Raw genomic sequence first — 21,123 nt, 5'->3', positions numbered from 1 at the left:
GTCCCTGTGGTGCGGTTCCCTGATGCCGCGTCACGATTTCGTGGTCTGCGGTGCGAGGTCGTCGCCGCGGTCGGCGGGCGGTGCCTCCAGGTCGCCGTTGTGGTGTTTGGCGCGCTGGATCTGCTCGTAGACGTGCGCGCGCAGTTCGGCGAAGCGGGTGCTGGAGCGGGTGTGCAACTGGTCGCGCTCGTCGGGGAGGTCGATGGTCAGGTCCTCCTGCACGACGGTCGGTGACGTGGACAGGATGAGGGTGCGCTGGCCGAGGTAGACGGCCTCGTCGATGTCGTGGGTGACGAACAGGACGGTGACGCCCAGTTCGCGCCACAACCGCCGGATGAGGTCCTCCAGTTCGGCGCGGGTCTGTGCGTCGACGGCGGCGAACGGCTCGTCCATGAGCAGCACCTTCGGTTCGAAGGCGACGGCGCGGGCGATGGCGACGCGCTGCTGCATTCCTCCCGAGAGCTGCCAGGGGTGGGCCCGGTGGGCGTCGGCCAGCCCGACCACCTCCAGGGCGTGGTCCACGAGTTCCCTCTCGCGGGCCTTGCCGAGCTTCTTGCGGCGCAGGGGCAGGGCGACGTTGTCGCGGACGTTCATCCAGGCGAACAGGGAGCGGCCGTACTCCTGGAAGACCACCGCCATGCCGGGCGGGGGCCCGGTGACCGGGCTGCCGTCCAGGCGCACCTCGCCGCCGGTCGGGGCCAGCAGTCCCGCCATGCACTTCAGCAGGGTGGTCTTGCCGCAGCCCGACGGGCCCACCAGGCAGACGAGTTCGCCGGCGCCGATGTGAAAGGTCAGGTTCCGCAGGGCCTCGACGTTGCGGTGCCGTCCGGTGTAGATCTTCTGCAGGTCGCGTACGTCGAGCATCGCTCGTCTCCTTGTCAGGGGTTGCGCTGCGCGCGGCGCAGGCCGTGGTACCAGGCCAGGACCCGGTTCTCGGCGAACCGGAAGAGCAGCGACAGGGCGAAGCCGAGCAGTCCGAGCAGCAGTACGCCGCTCCACATCTCGGGGATGGCGAAGGAACGCTGGAACTGCACGATGGTGAAGCCGAGCCCGTTGCTGGCGGCGAACATCTCGCTGATGACCATGAGGATGATCGCGATGGACAGCGCCTGCCGCATGCCGGTGACGATCTGGGGGCTGGCCGAGCGCAGCGTCAGGTGCCACAGCCGGGACGGTCCGGTGATGCCGTAGGAGCGGCAGGTGTCGCTCAGCACCTCGTCGACGGCGCGCACCCCTTCGACGGTGTTGAGCAGGATCGGCCAGATGCAGCCGCTGACGATGACGATCACCTTCATGGTGTCGCCGATCCCCGCGAACAGCATGATGACGGGCACGAGCACCGGTGGCGGTATGGCCCGGAAGAGTTCCAGGACGGGCTCCAGGACGTCGCGTACGACGCGGCTCGTGCCGATCACCAGGCCGAGCCCCACCCCGGCGACGGCGGCGAGGAGATAGCCCACGGCCAGCCGCGCGAGGCTCGGTACGACGTCGGTCAGGAGCCGCTCACCCGTCCAGACCTCCCCGAACCTGCCGAGGACGGTGGAGAGCGGGGGGACGTAGAAGTCGGTGCTCCCGGCGGTGGCGAACCACCACACGGCGAACAGGACCGCGGGCAGACCCAGGGCCAGCAGCGCACGCCGGACGAGGGTGAGGACGGTTGACGTCGTCCGGGTCATGGGGCTCATCCCTCCCTGCGGACGGACTGGTGCCAGTGCAGCGCGCGCCGCTCCACCGCCCGCGCCATCAGGTTGATCGTGACGCCCAGCACTCCGGTGACGAGGACCAGGGCGTAGACCCGGGGCACGGCTCCGGAGTTCTGCGCCACGGCGATCTGGTTGCCCAACCCCGGTGCGCCGATGACGAGTTCGGCGGTGATGGTGAGGACGAGGGCCACGGTGGCGGCCAGCCGCACGCCGGTCATCACATACGGCAGCGCCGTGGGCCACATGACGTACCGCACCCGTCCCCAGGTGCCCAACCGGTAGCTGCGGGCGGTGTCGTCGGCCACCGGGTCGACGTCCTGCATGCCGGCCAGCACCTGGACGAGGACCTGCCAGAACGCGGCGTACACCACGAGCAGGAGTTTCGACCTCAGGTCGGTGCCGTAGAGCAGGACCGCCACCGGGATCAGGGCCACGGACGGGATCGGTCGCAGGAACTCGATCGTGGAGGCGGTGACCGCCCGTAGCACGGGCACGGAACCGATCACGACTCCGGCCACCACCCCCGCCACGACGGCGATGGCCAGGCCGAGGCCCCATCCGGTCAGGGTGTCACCCAGCGCGGTCCAGAACGCGTCCTCGGCGAGCAGCTGCCCCAGGGCCTCGGCCGTCTTCGACGCGGGTGGGAGGTAGTCGGCGGAGACGACAGGGGTGCGCGGCAGCACTTCGAGCAGCGCCACCAGCCCGGTCAGGCCGGCCAGTCCCCGCAGCGGGGTGACGAGTCCGGCCGGTGGGCGCCGGGATCGGCCGCCGCCCGGCCCGCCGGGCCCCTTGTCGGTCCCCACGCCGGTGAGCGTCTTCGTCAGCACAGGAGTGCTCCCGGATTCGGTCATGAGGCGGTTCCGTGCCCGGTCATGAGAACAGGGCGTCCAGGTCCGGCTTCTTGCCGCCGAAGATGCCGTCCTCCTCGCCGAGCGAGGCCAGCTTCTCCAGGGAGGCCATGTCGTACTCCGCGGGCCAGGTCGGCAGCGTCAGGTCCTTCAGCACCGCACCGTCGATCTTGGTGTAGGTGGTGAGTGTCCGACGTGCCTCGTCGGGGTGTTCGGAGGCGTACTCCAGCGACTCGGTCATGGCCTCGGTGAACTTCTTCACCAGGTCGGGGTTGTCCTTGAGGAGTTTGACGGAGGTGAAGTAGGTGGCGATGGTGAGCTTCGGGTCGGTCTCGGCGAACGGCGAGGCCACGACGCGGGCGCCCTGGCCCTTGGCGATGGTCAGCGCGGGCTCACCCATCCACGCGGCGTCGACCTGCCCGCCGTCCAGGGCGGCCGGCATCTGGTCGAACGGCATCTCCACGAACGTGACCTTCGAGGGGTCGCCGCCGTCCTGGCGCACCACTTCACGGACCGTGGTGTCGCCGATGTTCTGCAGGGTGTTGACCGCCACCTTCTTGCCGGCCAGCTCCTTGGCGGACTTGATGGGGCTGTTCTTCTTGACGGCGACCCCGCTGATGTCGTTGCCCGTGTCGCCGGTGGAGGCGGCCCCGTTGACCACCGACTTGATCGGCACTCCCTTGGTCTGGGCGATCATCAGGGAGGTGACGTTGCTGAAGCCGAACTGGAACTGACCGCTGACCACACCGGGGACGATCGCGGCGCCGCCCTGGGCGAGTTCCATCTTCAGCTCGATGCCGCGCTTGTCGAAGAAGCCCTTCTCCTGTCCCAGGTACAGCGGGGCCACATCGACGATCGGGATGATGCCGACGGTGACCTGTGTGGTCTTCCCGTCCGAGGACGGCGAACCGCCGCCCGACGACGAGGAGGATCCACAACCGGCCGCCGCCGCGACCGTCACCACGGCTATGGCACAACCGAGAACACGCCTTCGCATACGGCTCCTCCTGATATGTGCGCGCTACGCACAATGTTTCGTGGGCCGAACAAGCAAGCGGGACGCTAGGGCCCTGCCCGGACGGGGTCAAGGTGTGGCGCGCCCGCGAATCCTCGTTGTCCGGAAGTCGCGCCTGGCTGAAGTCGGTCTGATCCCGCGGCTCGGCCCGCGCACGGACGGCGGCCGGCACATCCCGCCATATTGCGACTGCTGTACGATCGCGGCGCAGTTGTCCCCCCCAGGAATGGTGGAACCTTGCGAGTGGCCGCCGCGCCGGGCGTGCTGCGCCGAACGGAGCGTTGGTTCATCCGCGAAGGCACGCCCACCATGATCGAGGGTTACGGTTTCACCAAGGATGTCCTTCCTCGGATGCTGCCGACCCTCTGCTTCGTGACCCTCGCCAGTCTCGTCTGGCTCGTGCCGCTCAAGGGCGTGGGCTCGGGGCGGTGGGTCCTGCTCGCCACCGTGGCCGTCGTGACACTGGCCAGCTGGGCGACGATCAGGCTGTTCGTCAGGCGACTGCCCCGCGTCTCGCCCAAGGCCACGGTCGGGGTCCTCAGCGCCTATGCGGCGATGCCGATCGCGGTCCCCCTGCTGCAGGTCGCCGTCGATGACACCGTCACACCGCCCGGCGGCAAGGGCGCCGGTCTCCTGGGGTTCGTCGTCTTCTTCGCCGCCGTCTTCGTCACCACGGCCACGGCCACGGCGTACGGCGTCGGCGCACTGATGCGCCGTGCGATCCGGCACGCCCTCCACGACCTGCGCAACAGTGCGCACCTGATGGGGCGAGCCCTGCCGCCCATGTTGTTCGTGACGCTGTTCATCTTCTTCACCGGTGAACTGTGGCAGGCCATGAACAGGCTTTCCTGGTTGCGGCTCGCCCTGATCGTCGTGCTGTTCGTGGGAGTCACGGTGCTCGCCGCTGCCGCCCGCCTGCGCGACGAGATCGGGCGGGTCGAGCAGGACCTCAGCCCGCCCTTGCTGTCGAGGGCGTGTCAGAGCACACCCCTCGCCTCCGTGGACATCGACGGGCTGACACCCCGTGCGGCACTCGATCCCGTCTCCCTCAACAAGCGCCAGGTCCGCAACCTGCTGTTGTTGTTCGCTCTCCGCCAGCTGGTGCAGGCAGCGGTGTTCGGTCTCGGGCTGTTCCTCTTCTTCCTCGTCCTCGGCCTGATCGTGGTCACGCCGGAAACGGCGGAACAGTGGATCGGCTCCCCGCCCGCCTACTCGGTCCTCCTGCCTGACGCCCCGCTCGCGCTCCTGCGCAACGCCACACTCATCGCCGCGTTCGGCAGCATGTACTTCGCCATCACCTCGATGACCGACGCCGACCACCGACGGGAGTTCTTCGCCCCGATCATCGACGAGGTCGAACGGATCCTCGCGGTGCACGCCGTCTACCTGGCCCTCGGCTCTCACCAGAACGTCGATGAGACCGGGGCCGCCGCCGGGTGACGCTGCCGCCGGCCGGCCGTGGGCACCGTCTCAGGACTGAACGGCCGAGCGCAGCTCGGGCAGGGACAGGACCTCGTCCAGCGCGTCGACGTAGAGATCCACGTGTTCGCGGCGGAAGGTCATGGGTGGTTTGATCTTCAGTACGTTGTCGTGCACGCCGTTGGGGAAGACGATGACGCCTCGCTCCTTCATGAGTTCGGTGACCATGAAGGCCTGCTCCGTGGCCGGCGTCTTGGTGGTGCGGTTGCGGACCAGTTCGACGCCGAGGTAGAGCCCTTGGGCCCGTACGTCGCCGATGAGCGGTTGGCGCTGCTGGAGTTCGCGCAGCGACTGGGCGAAGTACCCGCCCACGCTCACGGCGTTCTCCCTCAGCCCGTCCCGCTCGACGATGTCGAGCACGGCCTCGCCGATCGCGCAGGAGACCGGGTTGCCGCCGAAGGTGTTGAAGTACTTCATGCCCGTGTCGAAGGCGTCGGCGATCTCCCGGGTCGTGACCACGGCCGCGAGGGGGTGCCCGTTCCCGAGCGGCTTGCCCATCGTGACGATGTCCGGGACGACCCCCTGGAGCTCGAAACCCCACCAGGGCCCGAGTCGTCCGACGCCGACCTGGACCTCGTCGGAGATGCACAGGGCGCCCGCCCGCCTGGCAGCGGTGAACACGCCGTCGAGGTAACCGTCGGGGAACACGATGTTCCCGCCGGATCCCATCAGGGACTCGGCGATGAAGGCGGCCGGGGAGCGGCCGTCGGCCGAGATCCGCTCGATGACGGCCGCGGCGTCGCGCGCGTACTTGGCTCCGGCGTCCGCGTCGTCGTACCCGTAGGTGCCGCGGTAGCGGTCCGGGATGACCACCTCGTGGGTGGTGGCGGGTGCGCCGGCGCCGCCGGGACCCTTGTAACGGTTCGGGCTGATCCCGGTCACCACGCCGGTGTTGCCGTGGTACGCGCCGTCGATGTTGACGAGGTGCTTACGGCCCGTCACCTGGCGGGCGATCCGCAGCGCCAGGTCGTTCGCCTCGCTGCCCGTGCACACGAGGAAGACGACCTCGAGAGGGTCGGGCAGCGTGGCCACCAGCTTCCGCACGTAACTGGCGATCTGCGGGTAGACGAAACGGCTGTTGGTGTTGAGCTTGCGCAGCTGTCGGGTGGCGGCCGCCGTCACCCGTGGCTCGGCGTGGCCGACGTGGGTGACGTTGTTCAGCGAGTCCAGATAGGCCAGGCCGTCCTCGTCGTGGAACCACACGTCCCGCCCGCGCACGAGGTTCATCGGGGTGCGGTAGTAGTTGCGCTGGGAGCGAGCGATGTGGCGACGGCGCACTGAGACGACGTCGTCGACGGTGGGGGCCGGGGTGGAGGACTCGGTGAACCCGAGGAGCCGGGCGGGGTCGGGTGACAGGTGGCTCCACACCTGCCGTGCGGAAGGTGGCACGACACGAGGCGGCGGCCACGTGGCCATCCGCGCGGTGCGGTGTACCTGTACCTGGACGCGGGGCCCGAGCGGGTCCGTCTCCTCGCTCACGGCGGCGCGTCCCAACGGCGCCCCCGCCGGGACCTTCGCCGCGACGGGCGGCGCGTCGTCCAGCCCCCACCAGCACGTCCAGAACTCCAGGCCCTCGACCGCGTGTCGCAGCACCAACGGCTCACCGGGGCCACCGTGGGACTCGACGACCCCGGACAGCGGGCTGGCGACCTCCTCGGCGTCCGCCAGGATCAGCGTGCCGCCGACCTGCACCGTCGCGGGCTCCTCGACTCCCGGGCGGCGCCGGCCCCCCAGGAGCAGCGAGGCGCTGAGGTGGGGCACGTAACCCCGCCGCCGTCGTCCGTCGAGGACGTCGTCGACGCGCGCGCGTACCGCCCCCGCGTCGTGCCAGTCGACCTCGTCGTAGAGATCGCTGGCCGGTCGCAGGTCGACCAGCCGCGGAGCCGGTGCGTAGGGGGCGTCCTTTCCGGCAGCCTTCGCCAGGACCTCTTCCAACCGCCTCTGCTCCCGCGTCGGGGGGAGCCCGCACGCGACCCGGAACGTCGCCTCGGCGACCTCGGGGCAGATGTCGGCCACCTGTGCGATCGTCGGCCAGGTGTGCCGCACGCGGGTCCGCCCGTACGGTGTGTCACTCTCGGCGACCCGGCGCGTCCACGTCACGGCGTTCATGCACAGCCGGGCGGCCGCCAGCGGATAGACGGCCGCCAGTTCCTCCGCCGTGAGAGGGAGCACCGAGTGGAAGCCGGCCACGACCTCGGCGGCCGCGGCGAGCGGGTCGGCCTTGCGCACCATGGCGTAGCCCGCCGCGATCGCCACCTCCGCAGCGCGCACACCGTAGAGGGAGTCGCCCAGGTCGACGATGCCCGAGATCCGCGGCACCCCGTCGGCGTCGGCGTCGGCCAGGACGTTGGCGTCGTTGAGATCCTGGTGCAGGACGCTCCACGGCAGCCGGTCCAGGGCCGGCAGGAGATCGTCGTACCAGCCCATGATCGTGCGCACCGACTCCCGCCGGTCCGCGTCCTGGACGGCGTCCAGCGACCCCTCGACGATCTCGGCGGCCCGGCGCATGTCCCAGTCGTGCGGTGCCAGGCCCACCGGCGGCTCCATACTGGAGAGTCCGAGGCTCAGCCGCCCTGCGGCTTCTCCCAACCGACGCAGAAGTACCGCGGGGTGGTCGTCGAGATCCGCCAGCACCCGGCCCTCGAGCCAGCTCATCACACGGACCACGTGCGTCCGGCCCTCGTGTACGACGTCGGCGAGACACTGCCCCTCGCGCGTCGGGACCAGCCGAGGCACCGGAAGGTCGGGGACGGTGGCGGCGAGATGCTGGAGGAGCGCGTTCTGCCAGAGGACGTCGGCCGAGTCCGGCTCCGCGAGGGTGACCCGTACGAAGTAGCGCGTGCCGTCGGCGCCGGTGATCCGGACGTTCTGGTCGACCTCCCCTCCCAGCGGGTGCTGGACGTATCCCTCGAGCCCGAAGGACTGCCGCAGCACCTGATCGAGGAGCGGGCCCGGCAACTGGCGGGTGGGACCGGGGACGGCCGCTCCGTCCCGGTCGGTGGTGGTCACTGAGGTCATCGGTACGTTCTCTCTCTCGTCGTCAGGCCGCACATGACTCAAAGGGGGCCTGCGTCACGTGCTCGGGTCACCCGCGTCACGCGCTCGGTCTCGGCCTGATCCCTGCCGCGCCGCCGGACGGGGTTCCCGGACGGGGTTCCCGGACGGTCCGATCGACGCGGTCCCATGCGACGGCGGGCGTAGCCGCCGCGGCGGGCCTCTGCGGCTGCTCCACGTGCGTGGCCCCCCACGGCTCTCCAGCCTGAGGTGCTGCGTCAGTGAAGCACCGTGGAGAATCCGGCAACAAGGGACGTGAGGCCGCGACATCCACCCTGTAGTTTGTGCTTGTGCACAATCTCGGTGCGACTGTTGTCGGGAGAAGGCGGTCCTCATGAGCAGTTCGGGACGCTCCACGGGTGGGGCCCGCCATGACGCCGTTCAGGCGATCGCGCGCCGGCTCCTGGATGAACGACTCGACGAACTGACCTCTCGTGCTCTCACGAAGCTGGAAGCCGAGGAGTCCGCCTACGCGTCGGCGGACTGGGACCCGGTGCGGAAACGGGAGGGGATGCGCCGAACCCTCGAACTCGCCCTGACCCGGCTGGCCGGCGGTCCCGTGCCCGCGGCGGTCTCACGCGCCACCGAGGACGTGGGACGCGAGCGGGCGGAACAGGCGTTCCCCCTGACCGCCCTGATGCACTCCTTCCAGCTGGACCTCAGGACCCTGTGGGAGGCCGTGCTGGAGGAGGGGCGAGCACGGGGCATCAGCGCCGATCCCGACTTCCTCGACGGGTTGATCCGCGTCTGGGAGGCGACGGACGCCAACAGCGTCGAAGTCGTCGACGCCTACCGCCGCACCGAACGCGACCTGGCGAGCCGTCGTACGGAGGTACGCAACCGAGCCTTCAGCCGCCTCGTCCTGGAAGGCGAGCAGGACCCCTCCACGGTCGCCGAGGCTTCGACGCTGCTGGGCTTCTCCGAGCACGTCGCCCTGACCGTGGTCGTGGTCGAATCCGTTCCCACCGGGGACCCGGCTCTGTCCCAGGTCGACGACGCGCTGCGTCGGGGCGGCCTGCTGCGGCACTTCGGCTGGATGGGCGACGAACTCCTCGGCGTCATCCGCCACGGACGGTTGGACCGGGAGACCGTGCTCGCCATGCTCCAGCCGTTCGCCCCGTGGCGCTGCGGCGTCGCTGAGGTCCCCGGGCTGGCGCTGACGGCACGGGGTATCCGGTTCGCGCGCGCCGCGATCCGCAGCTCCACGCGGCCCGGAGTGCGGCATGTGGAGGGCCACTGGGTCGGGGCGATCATGTCGGCGCAGGAGGAGCTCCCCGGCGCGATGGCCACCGGCGTGCTGCGCCCGCTCCTCCGGCTGCGTGACAGCGACAGCATCCTCGACACCCTGCGCTGCTACTTCGACCTGGGCTCGGTCGCCGAGGTGGCCGCCCGTACCTACCGCCACCGGAACACGGTGGGCAACCGCCTGCAGGCCGCGGAGGAGGCGACCGGGCTGAAGCTGTCCAGGCCGGCCGACGCCGCCCGGCTGGTCCTCGCCCTGGCCTGGCTGGAGACGGACGCGGGCGCCCGCTTCCGGGCGACGGTTTCCTGATCCCCGGAACGCAGTGATTGTGCACAGGCACAATCTGTCCGGTCGATCTCGCGGCCTCACGTCCCTTGTTGCCGGATTCTCCACGGTGCTTCACTGACGTATCACCTCGATGGGAGAAACGCTCATCGCTCGGAGCGCGGCAGCGGTGCCGCCGCCGACCGCCTGACCGGCATCCCGTCCTCGACGGGTCGTTGCCAACGCCGCGACAGGCCCCCTGAACCACCCCCGATGCGGCGAACCCGGCCGCACTCGACGAGATCGTGACTCCTCGATGCACGAGGTGCCCCATATGTCTGGAAAGAGGTTGAACGTCATGCGTCAGATCGTCACCTTCGATGCCTACGGCACCCTGGTCGACTTCCAGCTCGGCCCCACCACCCTGAAGGTCCTCGCCGACCGGTTGGACCTGGACGGCCTGAACGTCGACGAGTTCCTCGACGACTTCCGTGTCATGCGCTTCCAGGCCGTCCTGGAGGCCTACCGCCCCTTCCGCGAGGTGCTGCCCTCCAGCCTGGAGGCAGCCATGCGTCTGCACGGTCTGGAGTACCGGACGTCCGACGGTGAGGCCCTGGTCGAGGCCGTGCCCACCTTCGGCCCCCACCCCGAGGTCCCGGCCGCGCTGCGGGCGCTGAAGTCCCGGTACGAGATCGCCATCATCTCCAACACGGACGACGACCTCATCGCCCAGAACCTGGCCAACATCGGCGTCGAGTTCGACCATGTCGTCACCGCCCAGCAGGCCAAGGCCTACAAGCCGTCCCGGCGGACCTTCGAGTACGCCTTCCAGGCCATGGACATCGACCCCGCCCAGGTCATCCACGTGGCCCAGGGATGGGAGTACGACCTCATTCCCACCCGCGACCTCGGCCTCGCGCGCCGTGTGTGGATCAACCGCTACGAATTCCACAGCGGCAGCGCCGACTACCGGCCCTACGACGAGCTGCCGGACCTGTCGGGCCTGCCGGCGCTGCTCGGCTGCTGAGGCCGGGACCAAGAGAAACACCCCTGGACGACCAGGAAGACCCGAGGACGTACGCCATGAAGCAGCCCGAGCCGACCTTGTCCTTCTCCACGAGGACGACGCGGGCGCCCTTGCGTGCCGCGTGGTAGGCGGTGGACAGACCGGTGAGGCCGCCGCCGACGACCACCAGGTCCGCCCGCTCGGGCAGGGGCTTGCCGGTCCGGTCGGGAAAGGCGGGGGCGGTGTCGAGCCAGTAGGGGATCGCCTCCGGACGCAACGGCAGCATGTGCACCCAGGGCATCACCATCAGCCCCGCCGAGGCGCGCAAGCGCTACGGGCAGCCGCGGGCCCGGGAACTGTACGACGCCTTCCGCACGGCGGTGGACGTCGTGGAGGAGCTGACGGTCAAGGAGCGGATCGACTGCGACTTCCGGCGTGTAGGGCGTCTGGGGGTCGCGTTCAAGCCGCGGCACTTCGAGAGCATGCGGGACAAGCAGCGCGACCTGGCCGAGAACTTCGGCCACGAGACCACGCTCCTGAGCAAGAGTGATCTCGGCAAGTACGTCCACGGCCTGGCGGAGGCCGCCGAACGCGCCGGCGTCGAGATCCACGAACGCAACGCCGCCGTCGCGCTGCACCGCGTCCCGACGGGCGGTTTCCGCGGCCGGGTTCTCGCCCGAGGCGGGCGGCGTCGCCGCTGCCCCTGTCGCCGCCGCGGACGATTCCGGAGGTCCGGCGCCGACGCCCGCGGCCGCCATCCAGTGGCCGTGGACCGGCCCTACCAACCATGCGGCGGTCACCCCGCATGCCGTGGCCGCCTCGCCCGTGGCGGGTGAGGCGGCCGGCGGGGTCGTGCGCTGCGATGGACGTGGCGGCCGGTCGGCGGAGGGTCGCTGTCCGGGCTACCTCACCGGTGTCCCGGGCCGACTCGGCGAGGTGGGCGGCGTGGCGCACTGGCGGGCTCTGATCGTTCTCGGTACGGCCCAGTTCCTCATGGTGCTGGACACCTCCGTCATGAACGTCTCGATCAGTCAGCTCGTCGAGGACTTCGACACCGAGGTCACGGCCATCCAGGCCGTGATCACCCTGTACGCGCTGGTCATGGCCGCGTTCATGCTCATCGGAGGACGCCTCGGGGACATCCTCGGGCGACGCCGCGTCTTCCTCCTGGGCCTCGTCGTCTACGCCACCGGATCGGCCCTGACCGCCGTGGCCCCCACCCTGTGGGTCCTCACGCTGGGCTGGTCCGTCATCGAGGGGATCGGGGCCGCCATGGTGCTGCCCGCCATGGCGGCCCTCGTCGCCGAGTCCTACCGCGGCCGGGACCGGGCCGTCGCCTACGGCGTCATCGGCGGACTCGCCGGTGCGGGCATCGCGGTCGGCCCGCTGCTGGGTGGCTGGGTCACCACGTACCTCACCTGGCGGCTGGTCTTCGCCGGCGAGGTGGTGGTCGTCGTGACCGTCCTCTGCTTCCGCCGGGTGATCGCCGACTTCCCCCGGACCGGGCCGCGCCCCCGGCTGGACGCCGTCGGCGCGACCCTCTCGGCCGCCGGGCTCGGCCTGGGCGTGCTGGGGGTGCTCCAGAGCGGAACCTGGGGCTGGGTGCAGCCCCGGAACCCGCCCTTCACCGTCCTCGGATTCGCGCCCACCCTGTTCGTCGTCGCCGCCGGAGTGGCCGTCCTGGCCTTCTTCCGGCACTGGGAACGGCACCGGGAGCGTGAGCACCGCGACCCCCTGGTGCATCTGTCGCTGCTGGGCGTCCCCGCGTTGCGATCCGGTCTGATGACGCTGGTGAGCCAGAACCTCATCCTGCTCGGCCTGTTCTTCACCATCCCGCTGTACCTCCAGGTCGTCCAGGGATTCGACGCGTTCCAGACGGGACTGCGGCTGCTCCCGGTGTCCGTCACCATGCTCGTGGCGTCCACCGTCGCCGCCCGGCTGGGCCGGCGGGTGGGGCCGCGCCGCATGGTCCGGCTGGGCCTCGCCGCACTCGTCGGGGCCGTCGTGTGGCTGCTGGCCACCGTCGACCCCGTCATCGACGACGCGCAGTTCGCCTGCGCCATGGCCCTGCTCGGCGTGGGCATGGGCATGCTCGCCTCGCAACTGGGCAACGTTGTGCAGTCCAGCGTGGACGAGGAGGCGCGCAGCGAGGCCGGCGGTATGCAGTTCACCGCGCAGAACCTGGGCTCCGCACTGGGTACGGCACTCATGGGCTCGATCCTCGTCGGCGCGCTCGCCCACGCCTTCACCTCCCAGGTCGCCGACGACCCTCGGCTGTCCGAGGAGACCCGCGAGCGCACGGGTGTCGCCCTGGAGGCCGGGATCTCCTTCGTCCCCACCGACCAGGTGCGCTCCGCCGCCGAGCGGGCCGGGCTGCCGCCGTCCGAGGTCGAGGCGCTCACCGGCGCCTACGCCACCGCCCAGCTGAACGGTCTCAAGGCGGCCCTCCTCGCCGCCGGCGGCATCACCCTCGCCAGCTACCTCGTCACACCGCATCTGCCGACGGGGCGGACCGGAGGGACCGGCGGGAAAGGCCCGGCGGCGCCGCCGGACGCCGCCGCCCCGGCCGCCGGAACGCCCCGGTCGACCCGCCGCCCATGAAGGGGGTTCCCGTGTCCGAGAGCGACCGGACCACCGCCCACGACCGGACCACCGTCCAGGCCAGGCGGACCGAGCGCCGCGCCCACGCGGACTACACCGGCGGCATCTACGGCTCCATGCTGGCGGCGTCCGTGGTCCTCGGCGCCGGCACCCTGGGATCCTTCCCGCGGGTGGAGATGGTGCTGCTGTTGCTGCTCACCGGCATCGTCTTCTGGATCGCGCACGTGCACGCCGTGCTGTTCGGGGAACGCCTCGCCCAGCGGGCCCTGGACCACCGGGTCGTGCTGCGCGTCTGCCAGGAGGAGTGGCCGATCATGAAGGCCGCCGTCCCGCCCGCCCTGGCGGTGGCGGTCAGCCCGCTCCTCGGCCTGGACGTCCAGGGCGCCGTCTGGCTGGCGCTCGCCGTGGCCCTGGCCGGGCAGGTGGGCTGGTCCGTCGCTGCGGCACGGTGGGCCGGCGCCTCGTGGCGTCTCGTCCTGATCGCCGCGTCCGTCAATGTGCTGCTCGGCGTGCCGATCATCTGCTTCAAGCTCTTCCTCAAACACTGATCGAGGCCCCGCGACCGCCGTCACGGGGCCTCGGCGTCCACCGTCACGGGAGTTCACCTGCACGGGGTGAGGCCCGGGGACGCACCGACCGGCACGATCGTCGGGACAGGGACGGAGTTCGCACCCCGGCCGCCCGCGGGAGAACAGCTCATGCGCTACGAGATCCGCGTCGAGGGACATATGTCGGAGACGCTGGCCAAGGCCTTTCCGGAGCTGGATCACGTGCTGATGTCCGGACAGACCCTACTGTTCGGCCACGTCATCGACGAGGCACACCTGTACGGGCTGCTGGCACGCTGCCGGTCACTGGGACTGCGGGTCGTGGAGATGCGCCAACTGCCGGAATGAGCCGGAACGACTCACGGCCCGGACGCGCGGCCCCGTCCCTCCGGCCCGGCACCGGAGCCGTCCTGGGCCGACGGCTCCCCTCCTCGCCGACGCAGTCCCACCTCGACCGCCGTCGCCAGCACCCGCGCGGCACCGCCCACGAGCAGCAGACCCACCACCATCTGGATCATGGTCGCCACCCGTCCCGTCTCCGAACGGGCGGTGATGTCGCCGAAGCCGACGGTGGTGAACGTCGTCAGCGTGTAGTACAGGGAGTCCGTCCTGGTCATCGGCTCGGTGAAGGAGCCGGGCGTGGTGCGGTCCATCAGGTAGTACGTCGTCGCGAACAGCACCAGGAACACGACCAGCGTCAGGGTGAGGGACTCCACGGCCCGCAGCCGCGGATAGGGCGAGCGGGCGATGATCCTGACCTGCCACACGAACAGCAGCACGACCGCCAGCAGACCGCACGCGATCAGAGTCAGGGCACCGCCGGTGCGGTACTCCTCCAGGGGCAGCAGGTAGTACGCGGCGAGGAGACCGGAGGCCATCAGCACCGTACGGGCGACCACCGCGCGCGTCGCCCGCCGGCGGGTACGGCGTTCACGGTGCCGCCGGGAGTCGGCCGCGCGGGAGCGGCCGTGGCCCGCCCGCTTCTCAGAGGGATCACTCATCTCGTGCCCATCCTCTCCGCCGCGCGGCCGACGCGCGCCTCCGCCGGGCGCCACGGGGCGGCACCCCCGCCCCCGCCCGTACGACGCCGCCGAGCGCGCTCAAGCCCTCCGGTCCAGCCCCGTGGCCACGCCCCAGGTCACCCGTCGCGGGTGACCCGGCGGTCGGCCGGACGGGGGACGCTGGCCCCGTCGGCCACCACGTGCCCGTGGCCACGGCGTGCGAACGTCCCGCGTGACAGTGCGAGGAGGACCTCCATGACCGCGCCGCACGACCCCGCGCCGGCCTCCGGACGCACGGGCGGTCCCGACCCCACGGCCTCCCGACCGATGGTGCCCCCAGGCCTCCCGGCCCACCACCCCACGGCCGCCCCCGGCTCCGCGGCCCACGACTCCGGCCCGGGTGCCGGCTCCGTGGGCTCCCGGTCCGGGGACGGGCCGGCGGAGGTGCTCGGGGGGCTCGGCGGGTCCTGGACCTGGCTGCTGGGGGCGGCCGTCGCCACGATCGTGCCCGGCATCCTCGTACTCGTCTGGCCGGACGAGACCCTGCACGTCCTCGCGGTCCTCGTCGGCCTGCACCTGCTCGTGCTCGGCGGCTTCCGCTTCGTCGCCGCGTTCGCCCGTCCCGACCATGGCGAACGCTTCCCCGGACTGCTGATCGCCGTGCTGTACGTGGTGGCCGGAGTGCTGTGCCTGCGCAACCCCCTGCAGACCATCACCGCGCTGGCACTGATCGTCGGCATGGTGTGGCTCGTGACGGGCCTCCTCGCCCTGTACACGGCCATGTCCGCCCAGGACCTTCCCCACCGCGGCTTCCTCCTCGGCGCCGCGATCCTCGGTGCCGTCGCGGGGGTCGTGGTGCTGGCCCTCCCGGCCGAGTCCGCACGGGCCCTGACCCGGCTGCTCGGCCTGTGGCTCGTCCTGCTCGGCCTGGCCGAGGGCGCCGTCGCCCTCGCCGGGCGCGCCGCACCGGGCCGCGCGTCCGCCCGGGGGAGCAGCGATGACCGCTGAGCCGAGGCGGCTCCACGGTGACGCGGAGCGAGCGGCTCCCTGAGCCATGACCAGACGGCGCGCCCCGGCTGACCCCGCCACCCCCGCCCGCAGAAGCAGGGCTGAACGGGTCGCCGCCGGGCTGCGCGCGGGTCCCGCCGCCCGGCTCCTGCCCCGCCTGTCGGCCCTCAACGTGGTGGAAGGCTCCGTACGACTGGCCGCCCAGGCGTTCGTCACGGCGCTCCCCCTGCTGATGACGGTGGCGTCCTTCGCCCCCGGAGGAATCCAGGACCTGCTGGTCGACTCGCTCCGCGCGGTGCTGGGGATCCGCGGCGACACCCTCGACGAGATGCGTCACGCCTTCGCCGCGACCGGTACCACCCGCGACACCGTCGGCGCCCTCGGCGTGCTGATCACCCTCGTCTCCGCCACCGCCTTCAGCCGGGCGCTCCAAGCGGTGTGCGAACGGTGCTGGCACCTGCCCAGGGCACCCCTTCGGGCGGTGACGGCGTGGCGCTGGTTGCTCTGGCTCGTGGTCTGGCTGGGCGCCCTGCTGTTCCAGGCACCGCTGCGCGGTGGCTTCGGGCTGGGCACCGTGGCGGGGCTGGTGCTGTCCGTGCTGGCGGCGCCGCTGCTGTGGTGGTGGTCCCAGCATCTGCTGCTCGGCGGACGGATCGGCTGGCGGGAGCTGTTCCCCGGAGCCGTGCTGGCGGGGACGGGCACGGTGGTGCTGAGCTGGGCGGCCCGCCTGTTCATGCCCGCGGCCACGCAGCGCAGCCTGGAGGAGTTCGGCCCGCTCGGACCGGTCTTCACGTTCCTGTCCTGGCTGATCGCGGTGTTCCTGGTCGCCGTGTCCGGCCTGGCCCTCGGCCCCGTGGTCGCGGCCACCGGCTGGTACCGGACGGCCCGCCTGCCGCGCCGTCGGCCCCAGGACCACGAGTGAGCGGAGGGGACGCCGGTCCGCACCGTCGGCGACGCGGCTTCACCCTTCTCGGGTGAGGACGCGCGGTTGCCACCGTGGGCACGCTGAGGGAGCAAGGCCAGGCATGACTGCCGGGCACGGGCTGGACGGAGGACAGACATGAGCGGGCCGACCTATCTCGCGTACGACTATCCACTGCTGAGCGCCTTCTGGACGATGCTGGTGTTCTTCCTGTGGGTCATGTGGTTCGTCCTGCTGTTCCGGGTCATCGCCGACATCTTCCGCGACGACGAGCTGAGCGGTGGGGCCAAGGCCGGCTGGCTGGTGTTCGCGATCGTCCTGCCCTTCCTGGGTGTGTTCGTCTACGTGGTCGCCCGCGGCAAGAACATGGGGCGCCGCGAGGTGGCGCAGGCCCGGGCCCAGCAGCAGGCCTTCGACAGCTACATCCGTGAGACCGCCGCCGGTTCCGCCGGCCGGACCAGCAGCGTCGACGAACTGACCAGGCTGTCCGAGATCCGCGCCCGCGGTGACATCACCGACGAGGAGTACCGCCGGGCCAAGGAACTGGTGCTGAGCGGCTCCGGCGCTCCGGAGCGCTGACTCACGTCCCCCACTCCTCCGGTCGCCGACCGCGCCCGGAGCCGACACGAAACGAGGCAGCAGCATGGCAACCACACACCACACCCGCCCCACGCGCGAACACTCGGCCAAGCAGGGATGGGCCGCCGGACTGACGGCGTTCGCCGCCGTCATGCTCCTGATCGCCGGTGTCCTCGACGTGATGCGCGGCATCGCGGCGATCGCCGAGGACGACGTCTTCCTCACGACCCGCAACTACGTCTACGAGTTCGACCTCACCAGCTGGGGCTGGATCCACCTGATCCTGGGTGCCGTCGCCCTGATCGTGAGTGCCGGGCTGTTCCAGACGTCCACGTGGGCACGTGTCGCGGGCGTGGCGATCGCCTCGCTCATCATCATCGCGAACTTCCTCTCCCTGCCGTACTACCCGGCGTGGTCGATCGTGATGATCGCGGTGTCGGGGTTCGTCATCTGGGCCCTGTGCGTGGTGCGCAAGGACGACTCCCTCGCTTCGAGCGGCATGTGAGAGCAGGAGGAGGGGAAGGGCACGACCCCGGTCAGGGCCCCACCGGAGGCGGCGCCCAGGAGAGCGCCGCCGGCCGGGGCCCCGTCGGTGACCAAGAAAGGCGGAGACCCATGTGCCGGTGGCTTGCCTACTCGGGAACACCTGTGCTGCTCGACACCATCCTGTACCGGCCCGCGCACTCGCTGATCGACCAGAGCCTGCACTCGCGGATGGGCGTGGAGACGACCAACGGCGACGGATTCGGCGTCGGCTGGTACGACATGTACCCGCACACCAGCACCCCGGCCGTCTTCCGGGACATCGGACCGGCGTGGAGCAACCGGAACCTGCGGGAGATCGCCGACCACGTGGAGTCCCCGCTGTTCTTCGCCCACATCCGGGCGACCACCGGCACGGCCGTGCAGCAGACCAACTGCCATCCGTTCCGGCACGGCCGCTGGATGTGGATGCACAACGGCGCGATCGCCGAGTTCCAACGGATGCGCCGGGACCTCGCACTCGTCGTCGACCCGGAGCTGTTCCTCGACATGGAGGGATCGACGGACTCCGAGATGATGTTCTACCTGGCGCTCACCTTCGGTCTGGAGGAGGACCCGCCGGGCGCCGTCGCGCGGATGGCGGGCCTGGTGGAGCGGGTCGGCCGCGAGCACGGGGTGGAGTTCCCGCTCCAGATGACGGTGGCCGTCACGGAGGGGCGGCGGCTGTGGGCCTTCCGCTACTCCAGCCAGGGCGCCTCGCGTTCGCTCTACTACAGCACCGATGTGGAGACGCTCCGGTCGCTCCACCCCGACCTGACCTTCCTGCGCGAGGTCTCCGACGAGACCCGGCTCGTCGTCTCCGAGCCCCTGGGGGACCTGCCCGGCGCCTGGAACGAGGTCCCGGAGAGCAGCTACGGCGTGGTGCAGCCGGGCGGCGACGAACTGCTCCGCTTCACCCCGAGTCCTGAACCCGTCCTCAGCCCTTGAACCCGTCCTCAGCCCTTGAACCCGTGCTCCGTCCCTGAACTCGTTCTCAGTTCCTCTTGCCCCGTGCTCAGCTCCGGTCGCGGGCGGCCCGGACGAGTGCGTCGAAGAGGTTCTGCTGGGCCGGGTCCTCGGCGGCGGTGTCCTCGGGGTGCCACTGGACGGCCGTGAACCAACCGCGCGCACCGGTGAGTTCGAGCGCCTCGGCGGTGCCGTCCACCGCGGTGGCCGTCACCTCGAGCCCCGTGCCGAGGCGGTCGACACGCTGGTGGTGGTAGCACGACGCGTCGACCTTCTCGGCGCCCGTCGCGCGCGCCACCTCCGACGCCGGTCGCAGGGTGACGGGGTGCACGAGGTGCCGGTGCTCGCGCTCCGGGCCGCCCATGTCCTGCTCCAGGGTGCCGCCGAGGGCGACGTTGACGACCTGGAGGCCCCGGCAGACCGCCAGCAGGGGCAGCCCCAGGGCGAGCGTCTCGCGGGCGACCGCCAGGTCGAAGGCGTCCTGCGTCTCGTCCACGTCGTACACGGTGGCGTGGGTGTCGGTCGCGCCGTAGCGGTGGGGGGCGAGGTCGCCGCCGCCGGGCAGCAGGACACCGTCGAAGCGGGCGAGGCGGGCGGCCACGTCCCCGGCGGCGGGGTGCACGCTCACCGGCTCCCCGCCGGCCCGCCACACCGCCTCGATCAGGGCACGGGCGTTGACCTCGGCGGCGTACCGGAGCGCGGACGTGGTGGCGGCGAACCGGGCCGGAATCGCGATCAGGGGTCGATGAGGCGTCAGGGGGCGCATGGGCGTCAGGGGCCGCGTGGGCGAAGGGGTCACAGCTGGATCCAGGTGGTCTTCAGTTCGGTGTACTTGTCGATGGCGTGCGCGGACTTGTCGCGGCCGTTGCCGGACTGCTTCATGCCGCCGAAGGGGACGGTCAGGTCGCCCTCCTCGTAGCAGTTGACCCAGACGGTGCCCGCCCTCAGGGCGCGGGAGACCCGGTGCGCGGTGGACAGGTCGGAGGTCCACAGGCCGGCGGCGAGGCCGTACTCGGTGGCGTTGGCGAGGCGCACGGCCTCGTCCAGGTCGTCGAAGGTCAGCACGGAGAGGACCGGGCCGAAGATCTCCTCGCGGGCCAGGCGCATGCCCGGGTCCACCCCGTCGAAGACGGTGGGCCGCAGATAGCTGCCGCCGGTTCCGGTCAGGGTGCGCTCGCCGCCGGTCAGCAGCCGCGCGCCCTCCTCGCGGCCGGTGCCGATGTGGTCGAGGACGCGCTCCAGATGGGCCTCGCCGACCAGGGCGCCCATCTCGGTCGCCGGGTCGAGCGGGTCGCCGACGCGCAGGTCACGGGCGCGGGCCACGATCGCCTCGGTGACGCGCTCGGCGACGGAGGAGTGCACCAGCAGCCGGGAGGGCGCGGTGCACATCTCGCCCTGGTTGAAGAAGATGCCCCAGGCGGCGGTGGCGGCGGCCTTCTCCAGGTCGGGGGCGTCGGGAAGGATGATGTTCGGCGACTTGCCGCCCAGCTCCAGCCAGACGCGCTTGAGGTTGGAGTCGGCGGCGTAGCGCAGGAAGTGGCGGCCGACCGCGGTGGAACCGGTGAACGCCAGCACGTCCACGTCCGGGTGCAGCCCGATGGCCCGCCCGGCCACCGGCCCGTCGCCGGTGACGACGTTGAGGACGCCCGGCGGAAGTCCGGCCTCGGTGGCGATCCGGCCGAGGAGCAGCGCGGACAGGGGGGAGTTCTCCGACGGCTTCAGGACGACCGTGCAGCCGGCGGCGAGGGCCGGGGCGACCTTCCAGCCGGCCAGCGTCAGGGGGAAGTTCCACGGGACGACTGCGCCGACGACCCCGGCGGGCTCGCGGGTGACGAGGGCGAGGGCGTCGGGGGCGGTGTGGGGGGACTCGTCGGTGAGCTTGTCGGCCAGCTGCCCGTACCAGCGGAACGTGTTGATCGCGGCCCGCAGTTCGATCTCGTACGCCTCCGTGATCGGCTTGCCCATCTCCAGGCTGATGGTGAGGGCCAGCTTCTCCCGGTGTTCTTCGAGGAGTTCGGCGACGCGCAGCAGGATCCGGCCGCGGTCGGCGGGTGCGAGGCGGGGCCAGGGACCGGAGTCGAAGGCGCGGCGCGCGGCGGCCACGGCCAGGTCGACCTCGGCGGGGCGGGCGTCGGCGACCTCGCGCAGGACGTGTCCGTTGCGGGGCGAGACGACGGTGAACGCGGTGCCGCCGCCCGGCTCGTCCGCCCCGTCGATGTGGTGGTGGGCGGGCAGGTCCAGGTCCTTGGCGCTGCGCAGGAGGTCGTCGTGGGCGAGGGCCGGCATCGGCTCTCCTCTTCCTGAGTCGGGGGGAGGGGGACGGCAGGTCGGATCGGTGGGGGAGGGGAGTGGGCCGACGGCGGC

Annotated in this window: 21 protein-coding genes; 12 read left to right on the top strand and 9 right to left on the bottom strand. The window is 71.3% G+C overall.

Going from position 1 to position 21,123, the window contains the following annotated elements; all coding sequences use genetic code 11:
• Positions 1-30: 30 nt before the first annotated feature.
• The 4 genes from ACZ4Z3_RS28515 to ACZ4Z3_RS28500 are packed head-to-tail and all read right to left on the bottom strand — an operon-like array spanning position 31 to position 3,548.
• Complete coding sequence (locus ACZ4Z3_RS28515) at positions 31-864, bottom strand: ABC transporter ATP-binding protein (protein ID WP_468503705.1); 834 nt, start codon at positions 862-864, stop codon at positions 31-33.
• A 14-nt stretch (positions 865-878) separates the two neighbouring features.
• Positions 879-1,676 carry an ABC transporter permease gene (locus ACZ4Z3_RS28510; protein WP_468503704.1) on the bottom strand — a complete coding sequence of 266 codons (798 nt, stop codon included), beginning with the start codon at positions 1,674-1,676 and terminating at the stop codon, positions 879-881.
• Positions 1,677-1,681: 5 nt separating this feature from the next.
• A complete protein-coding gene (locus ACZ4Z3_RS28505) occupies positions 1,682-2,554 on the bottom strand; it encodes an ABC transporter permease (RefSeq protein WP_468503703.1) in 873 nt (290 codons plus the stop codon).
• A gap of 19 nt (positions 2,555-2,573) precedes the next feature.
• Positions 2,574-3,548 (bottom strand): ABC transporter substrate-binding protein, encoded by a 975-nt coding sequence (locus ACZ4Z3_RS28500; protein WP_468503702.1) that lies wholly within the window; start codon positions 3,546-3,548, stop codon positions 2,574-2,576.
• Positions 3,549-3,875: 327 nt separating this feature from the next.
• On the opposite strand from ACZ4Z3_RS28500, the gene ACZ4Z3_RS28495 reads away from it, so the two are divergent.
• On the top strand, positions 3,876-5,006 hold the full coding sequence (locus tag ACZ4Z3_RS28495; RefSeq protein ID WP_468503701.1) for a hypothetical protein: 1,131 nt from the start codon (positions 3,876-3,878) through the stop codon (positions 5,004-5,006).
• A gap of 30 nt (positions 5,007-5,036) precedes the next feature.
• Here ACZ4Z3_RS28495 and ACZ4Z3_RS28490 read toward each other — a convergent pair whose 3' ends face one another.
• Positions 5,037-8,063, bottom strand: a complete 3,027-nt coding sequence (locus ACZ4Z3_RS28490; RefSeq protein WP_468503700.1) for an aminotransferase class III-fold pyridoxal phosphate-dependent enzyme — start codon at positions 8,061-8,063, stop codon at positions 5,037-5,039.
• Positions 8,064-8,433: 370 nt separating this feature from the next.
• On the opposite strand from ACZ4Z3_RS28490, the gene ACZ4Z3_RS28485 reads away from it, so the two are divergent.
• Positions 8,434-9,651 (top strand): PucR family transcriptional regulator, encoded by a 1,218-nt coding sequence (locus ACZ4Z3_RS28485; protein WP_468503699.1) that lies wholly within the window; start codon positions 8,434-8,436, stop codon positions 9,649-9,651.
• Positions 9,652-9,964: 313 nt separating this feature from the next.
• Complete coding sequence (locus tag ACZ4Z3_RS28480; protein WP_468503698.1) at positions 9,965-10,633, top strand: haloacid dehalogenase type II; 669 nt, start codon at positions 9,965-9,967, stop codon at positions 10,631-10,633.
• On the opposite strand, the gene ACZ4Z3_RS28475 is transcribed toward ACZ4Z3_RS28480, so the two are convergent.
• On the bottom strand, positions 10,539-10,898 hold the full coding sequence (locus ACZ4Z3_RS28475; protein WP_468503697.1) for an FAD-dependent oxidoreductase: 360 nt from the start codon (positions 10,896-10,898) through the stop codon (positions 10,539-10,541). The two genes, ACZ4Z3_RS28480 and ACZ4Z3_RS28475, sit on opposite strands and share 95 nt — an antisense overlap.
• Here ACZ4Z3_RS28475 and ACZ4Z3_RS28470 point away from each other — a divergent pair.
• From ACZ4Z3_RS28470 to ACZ4Z3_RS28455, 4 genes are all read left to right on the top strand, one after another.
• On the top strand, positions 10,897-11,448 hold the full coding sequence (locus tag ACZ4Z3_RS28470) for a hypothetical protein (RefSeq protein ID WP_468503696.1): 552 nt from the start codon (positions 10,897-10,899) through the stop codon (positions 11,446-11,448). The genes ACZ4Z3_RS28475 and ACZ4Z3_RS28470 overlap by 2 nt on opposite strands.
• Before the next feature lie 109 nt (positions 11,449-11,557).
• Positions 11,558-13,213, top strand: coding sequence for an MFS transporter (locus ACZ4Z3_RS28465; protein WP_468503695.1), 1,656 nt, complete (start codon positions 11,558-11,560; stop codon positions 13,211-13,213).
• Positions 13,210-13,761, top strand: coding sequence for a hypothetical protein (locus tag ACZ4Z3_RS28460; protein WP_468503694.1), 552 nt, complete (start codon positions 13,210-13,212; stop codon positions 13,759-13,761). Before ACZ4Z3_RS28465 ends, ACZ4Z3_RS28460 begins: the two co-directional genes overlap by 4 nt.
• A gap of 150 nt (positions 13,762-13,911) precedes the next feature.
• A complete protein-coding gene (locus tag ACZ4Z3_RS28455) occupies positions 13,912-14,109 on the top strand; it encodes a hypothetical protein (protein WP_055543260.1) in 198 nt (65 codons plus the stop codon).
• 11 nt (positions 14,110-14,120) lie between these two features.
• On the opposite strand, the gene ACZ4Z3_RS28450 is transcribed toward ACZ4Z3_RS28455, so the two are convergent.
• On the bottom strand, positions 14,121-14,762 hold the full coding sequence (locus ACZ4Z3_RS28450) for a potassium channel family protein (protein WP_468503693.1): 642 nt from the start codon (positions 14,760-14,762) through the stop codon (positions 14,121-14,123).
• 255 nt (positions 14,763-15,017) lie between these two features.
• Between ACZ4Z3_RS28450 and ACZ4Z3_RS28445 the strand changes: the two genes are divergently transcribed.
• The 5 genes from ACZ4Z3_RS28445 (at position 15,018) to ACZ4Z3_RS28425 (ending at position 18,741) form a co-directional block, all read left to right on the top strand.
• Entirely contained in the window at positions 15,018-15,770 is a 753-nt protein-coding gene (locus ACZ4Z3_RS28445; protein WP_468503692.1) for an HdeD family acid-resistance protein, read from the top strand.
• Between the two features lie 46 nt (positions 15,771-15,816).
• Positions 15,817-16,692 (top strand): YhjD/YihY/BrkB family envelope integrity protein, encoded by an 876-nt coding sequence (locus ACZ4Z3_RS28440; protein WP_468503691.1) that lies wholly within the window; start codon positions 15,817-15,819, stop codon positions 16,690-16,692.
• A 138-nt stretch (positions 16,693-16,830) separates the two neighbouring features.
• Complete coding sequence (locus ACZ4Z3_RS28435; RefSeq protein WP_468503690.1) at positions 16,831-17,271, top strand: SHOCT domain-containing protein; 441 nt, start codon at positions 16,831-16,833, stop codon at positions 17,269-17,271.
• A 64-nt stretch (positions 17,272-17,335) separates the two neighbouring features.
• Positions 17,336-17,776 carry a DUF7144 family membrane protein gene (locus ACZ4Z3_RS28430; protein WP_468503689.1) on the top strand — a complete coding sequence of 147 codons (441 nt, stop codon included), beginning with the start codon at positions 17,336-17,338 and terminating at the stop codon, positions 17,774-17,776.
• A 110-nt stretch (positions 17,777-17,886) separates the two neighbouring features.
• Positions 17,887-18,741: a class II glutamine amidotransferase gene (locus ACZ4Z3_RS28425; RefSeq protein ID WP_468503688.1), complete on the top strand. Its 855-nt coding sequence runs from the start codon at positions 17,887-17,889 to the stop codon at positions 18,739-18,741.
• Between the two features lie 67 nt (positions 18,742-18,808).
• Here ACZ4Z3_RS28425 and ACZ4Z3_RS28420 read toward each other — a convergent pair whose 3' ends face one another.
• Positions 18,809-19,525 (bottom strand): gamma-glutamyl-gamma-aminobutyrate hydrolase family protein, encoded by a 717-nt coding sequence (locus ACZ4Z3_RS28420; RefSeq protein WP_468503687.1) that lies wholly within the window; start codon positions 19,523-19,525, stop codon positions 18,809-18,811.
• Positions 19,526-19,554: 29 nt separating this feature from the next.
• Positions 19,555-21,045 carry an aldehyde dehydrogenase gene (locus ACZ4Z3_RS28415; protein WP_468503686.1) on the bottom strand — a complete coding sequence of 497 codons (1,491 nt, stop codon included), beginning with the start codon at positions 21,043-21,045 and terminating at the stop codon, positions 19,555-19,557.
• Positions 21,046-21,123 lie beyond the last annotated feature (78 nt).

It is taken from the genome of Streptomyces sp. NPDC030296, from assembly GCF_055572815.1.
Note: the sequence above shows the minus strand (reverse complement) of the source record. Positions and strands in the feature narration are given on the sequence as shown.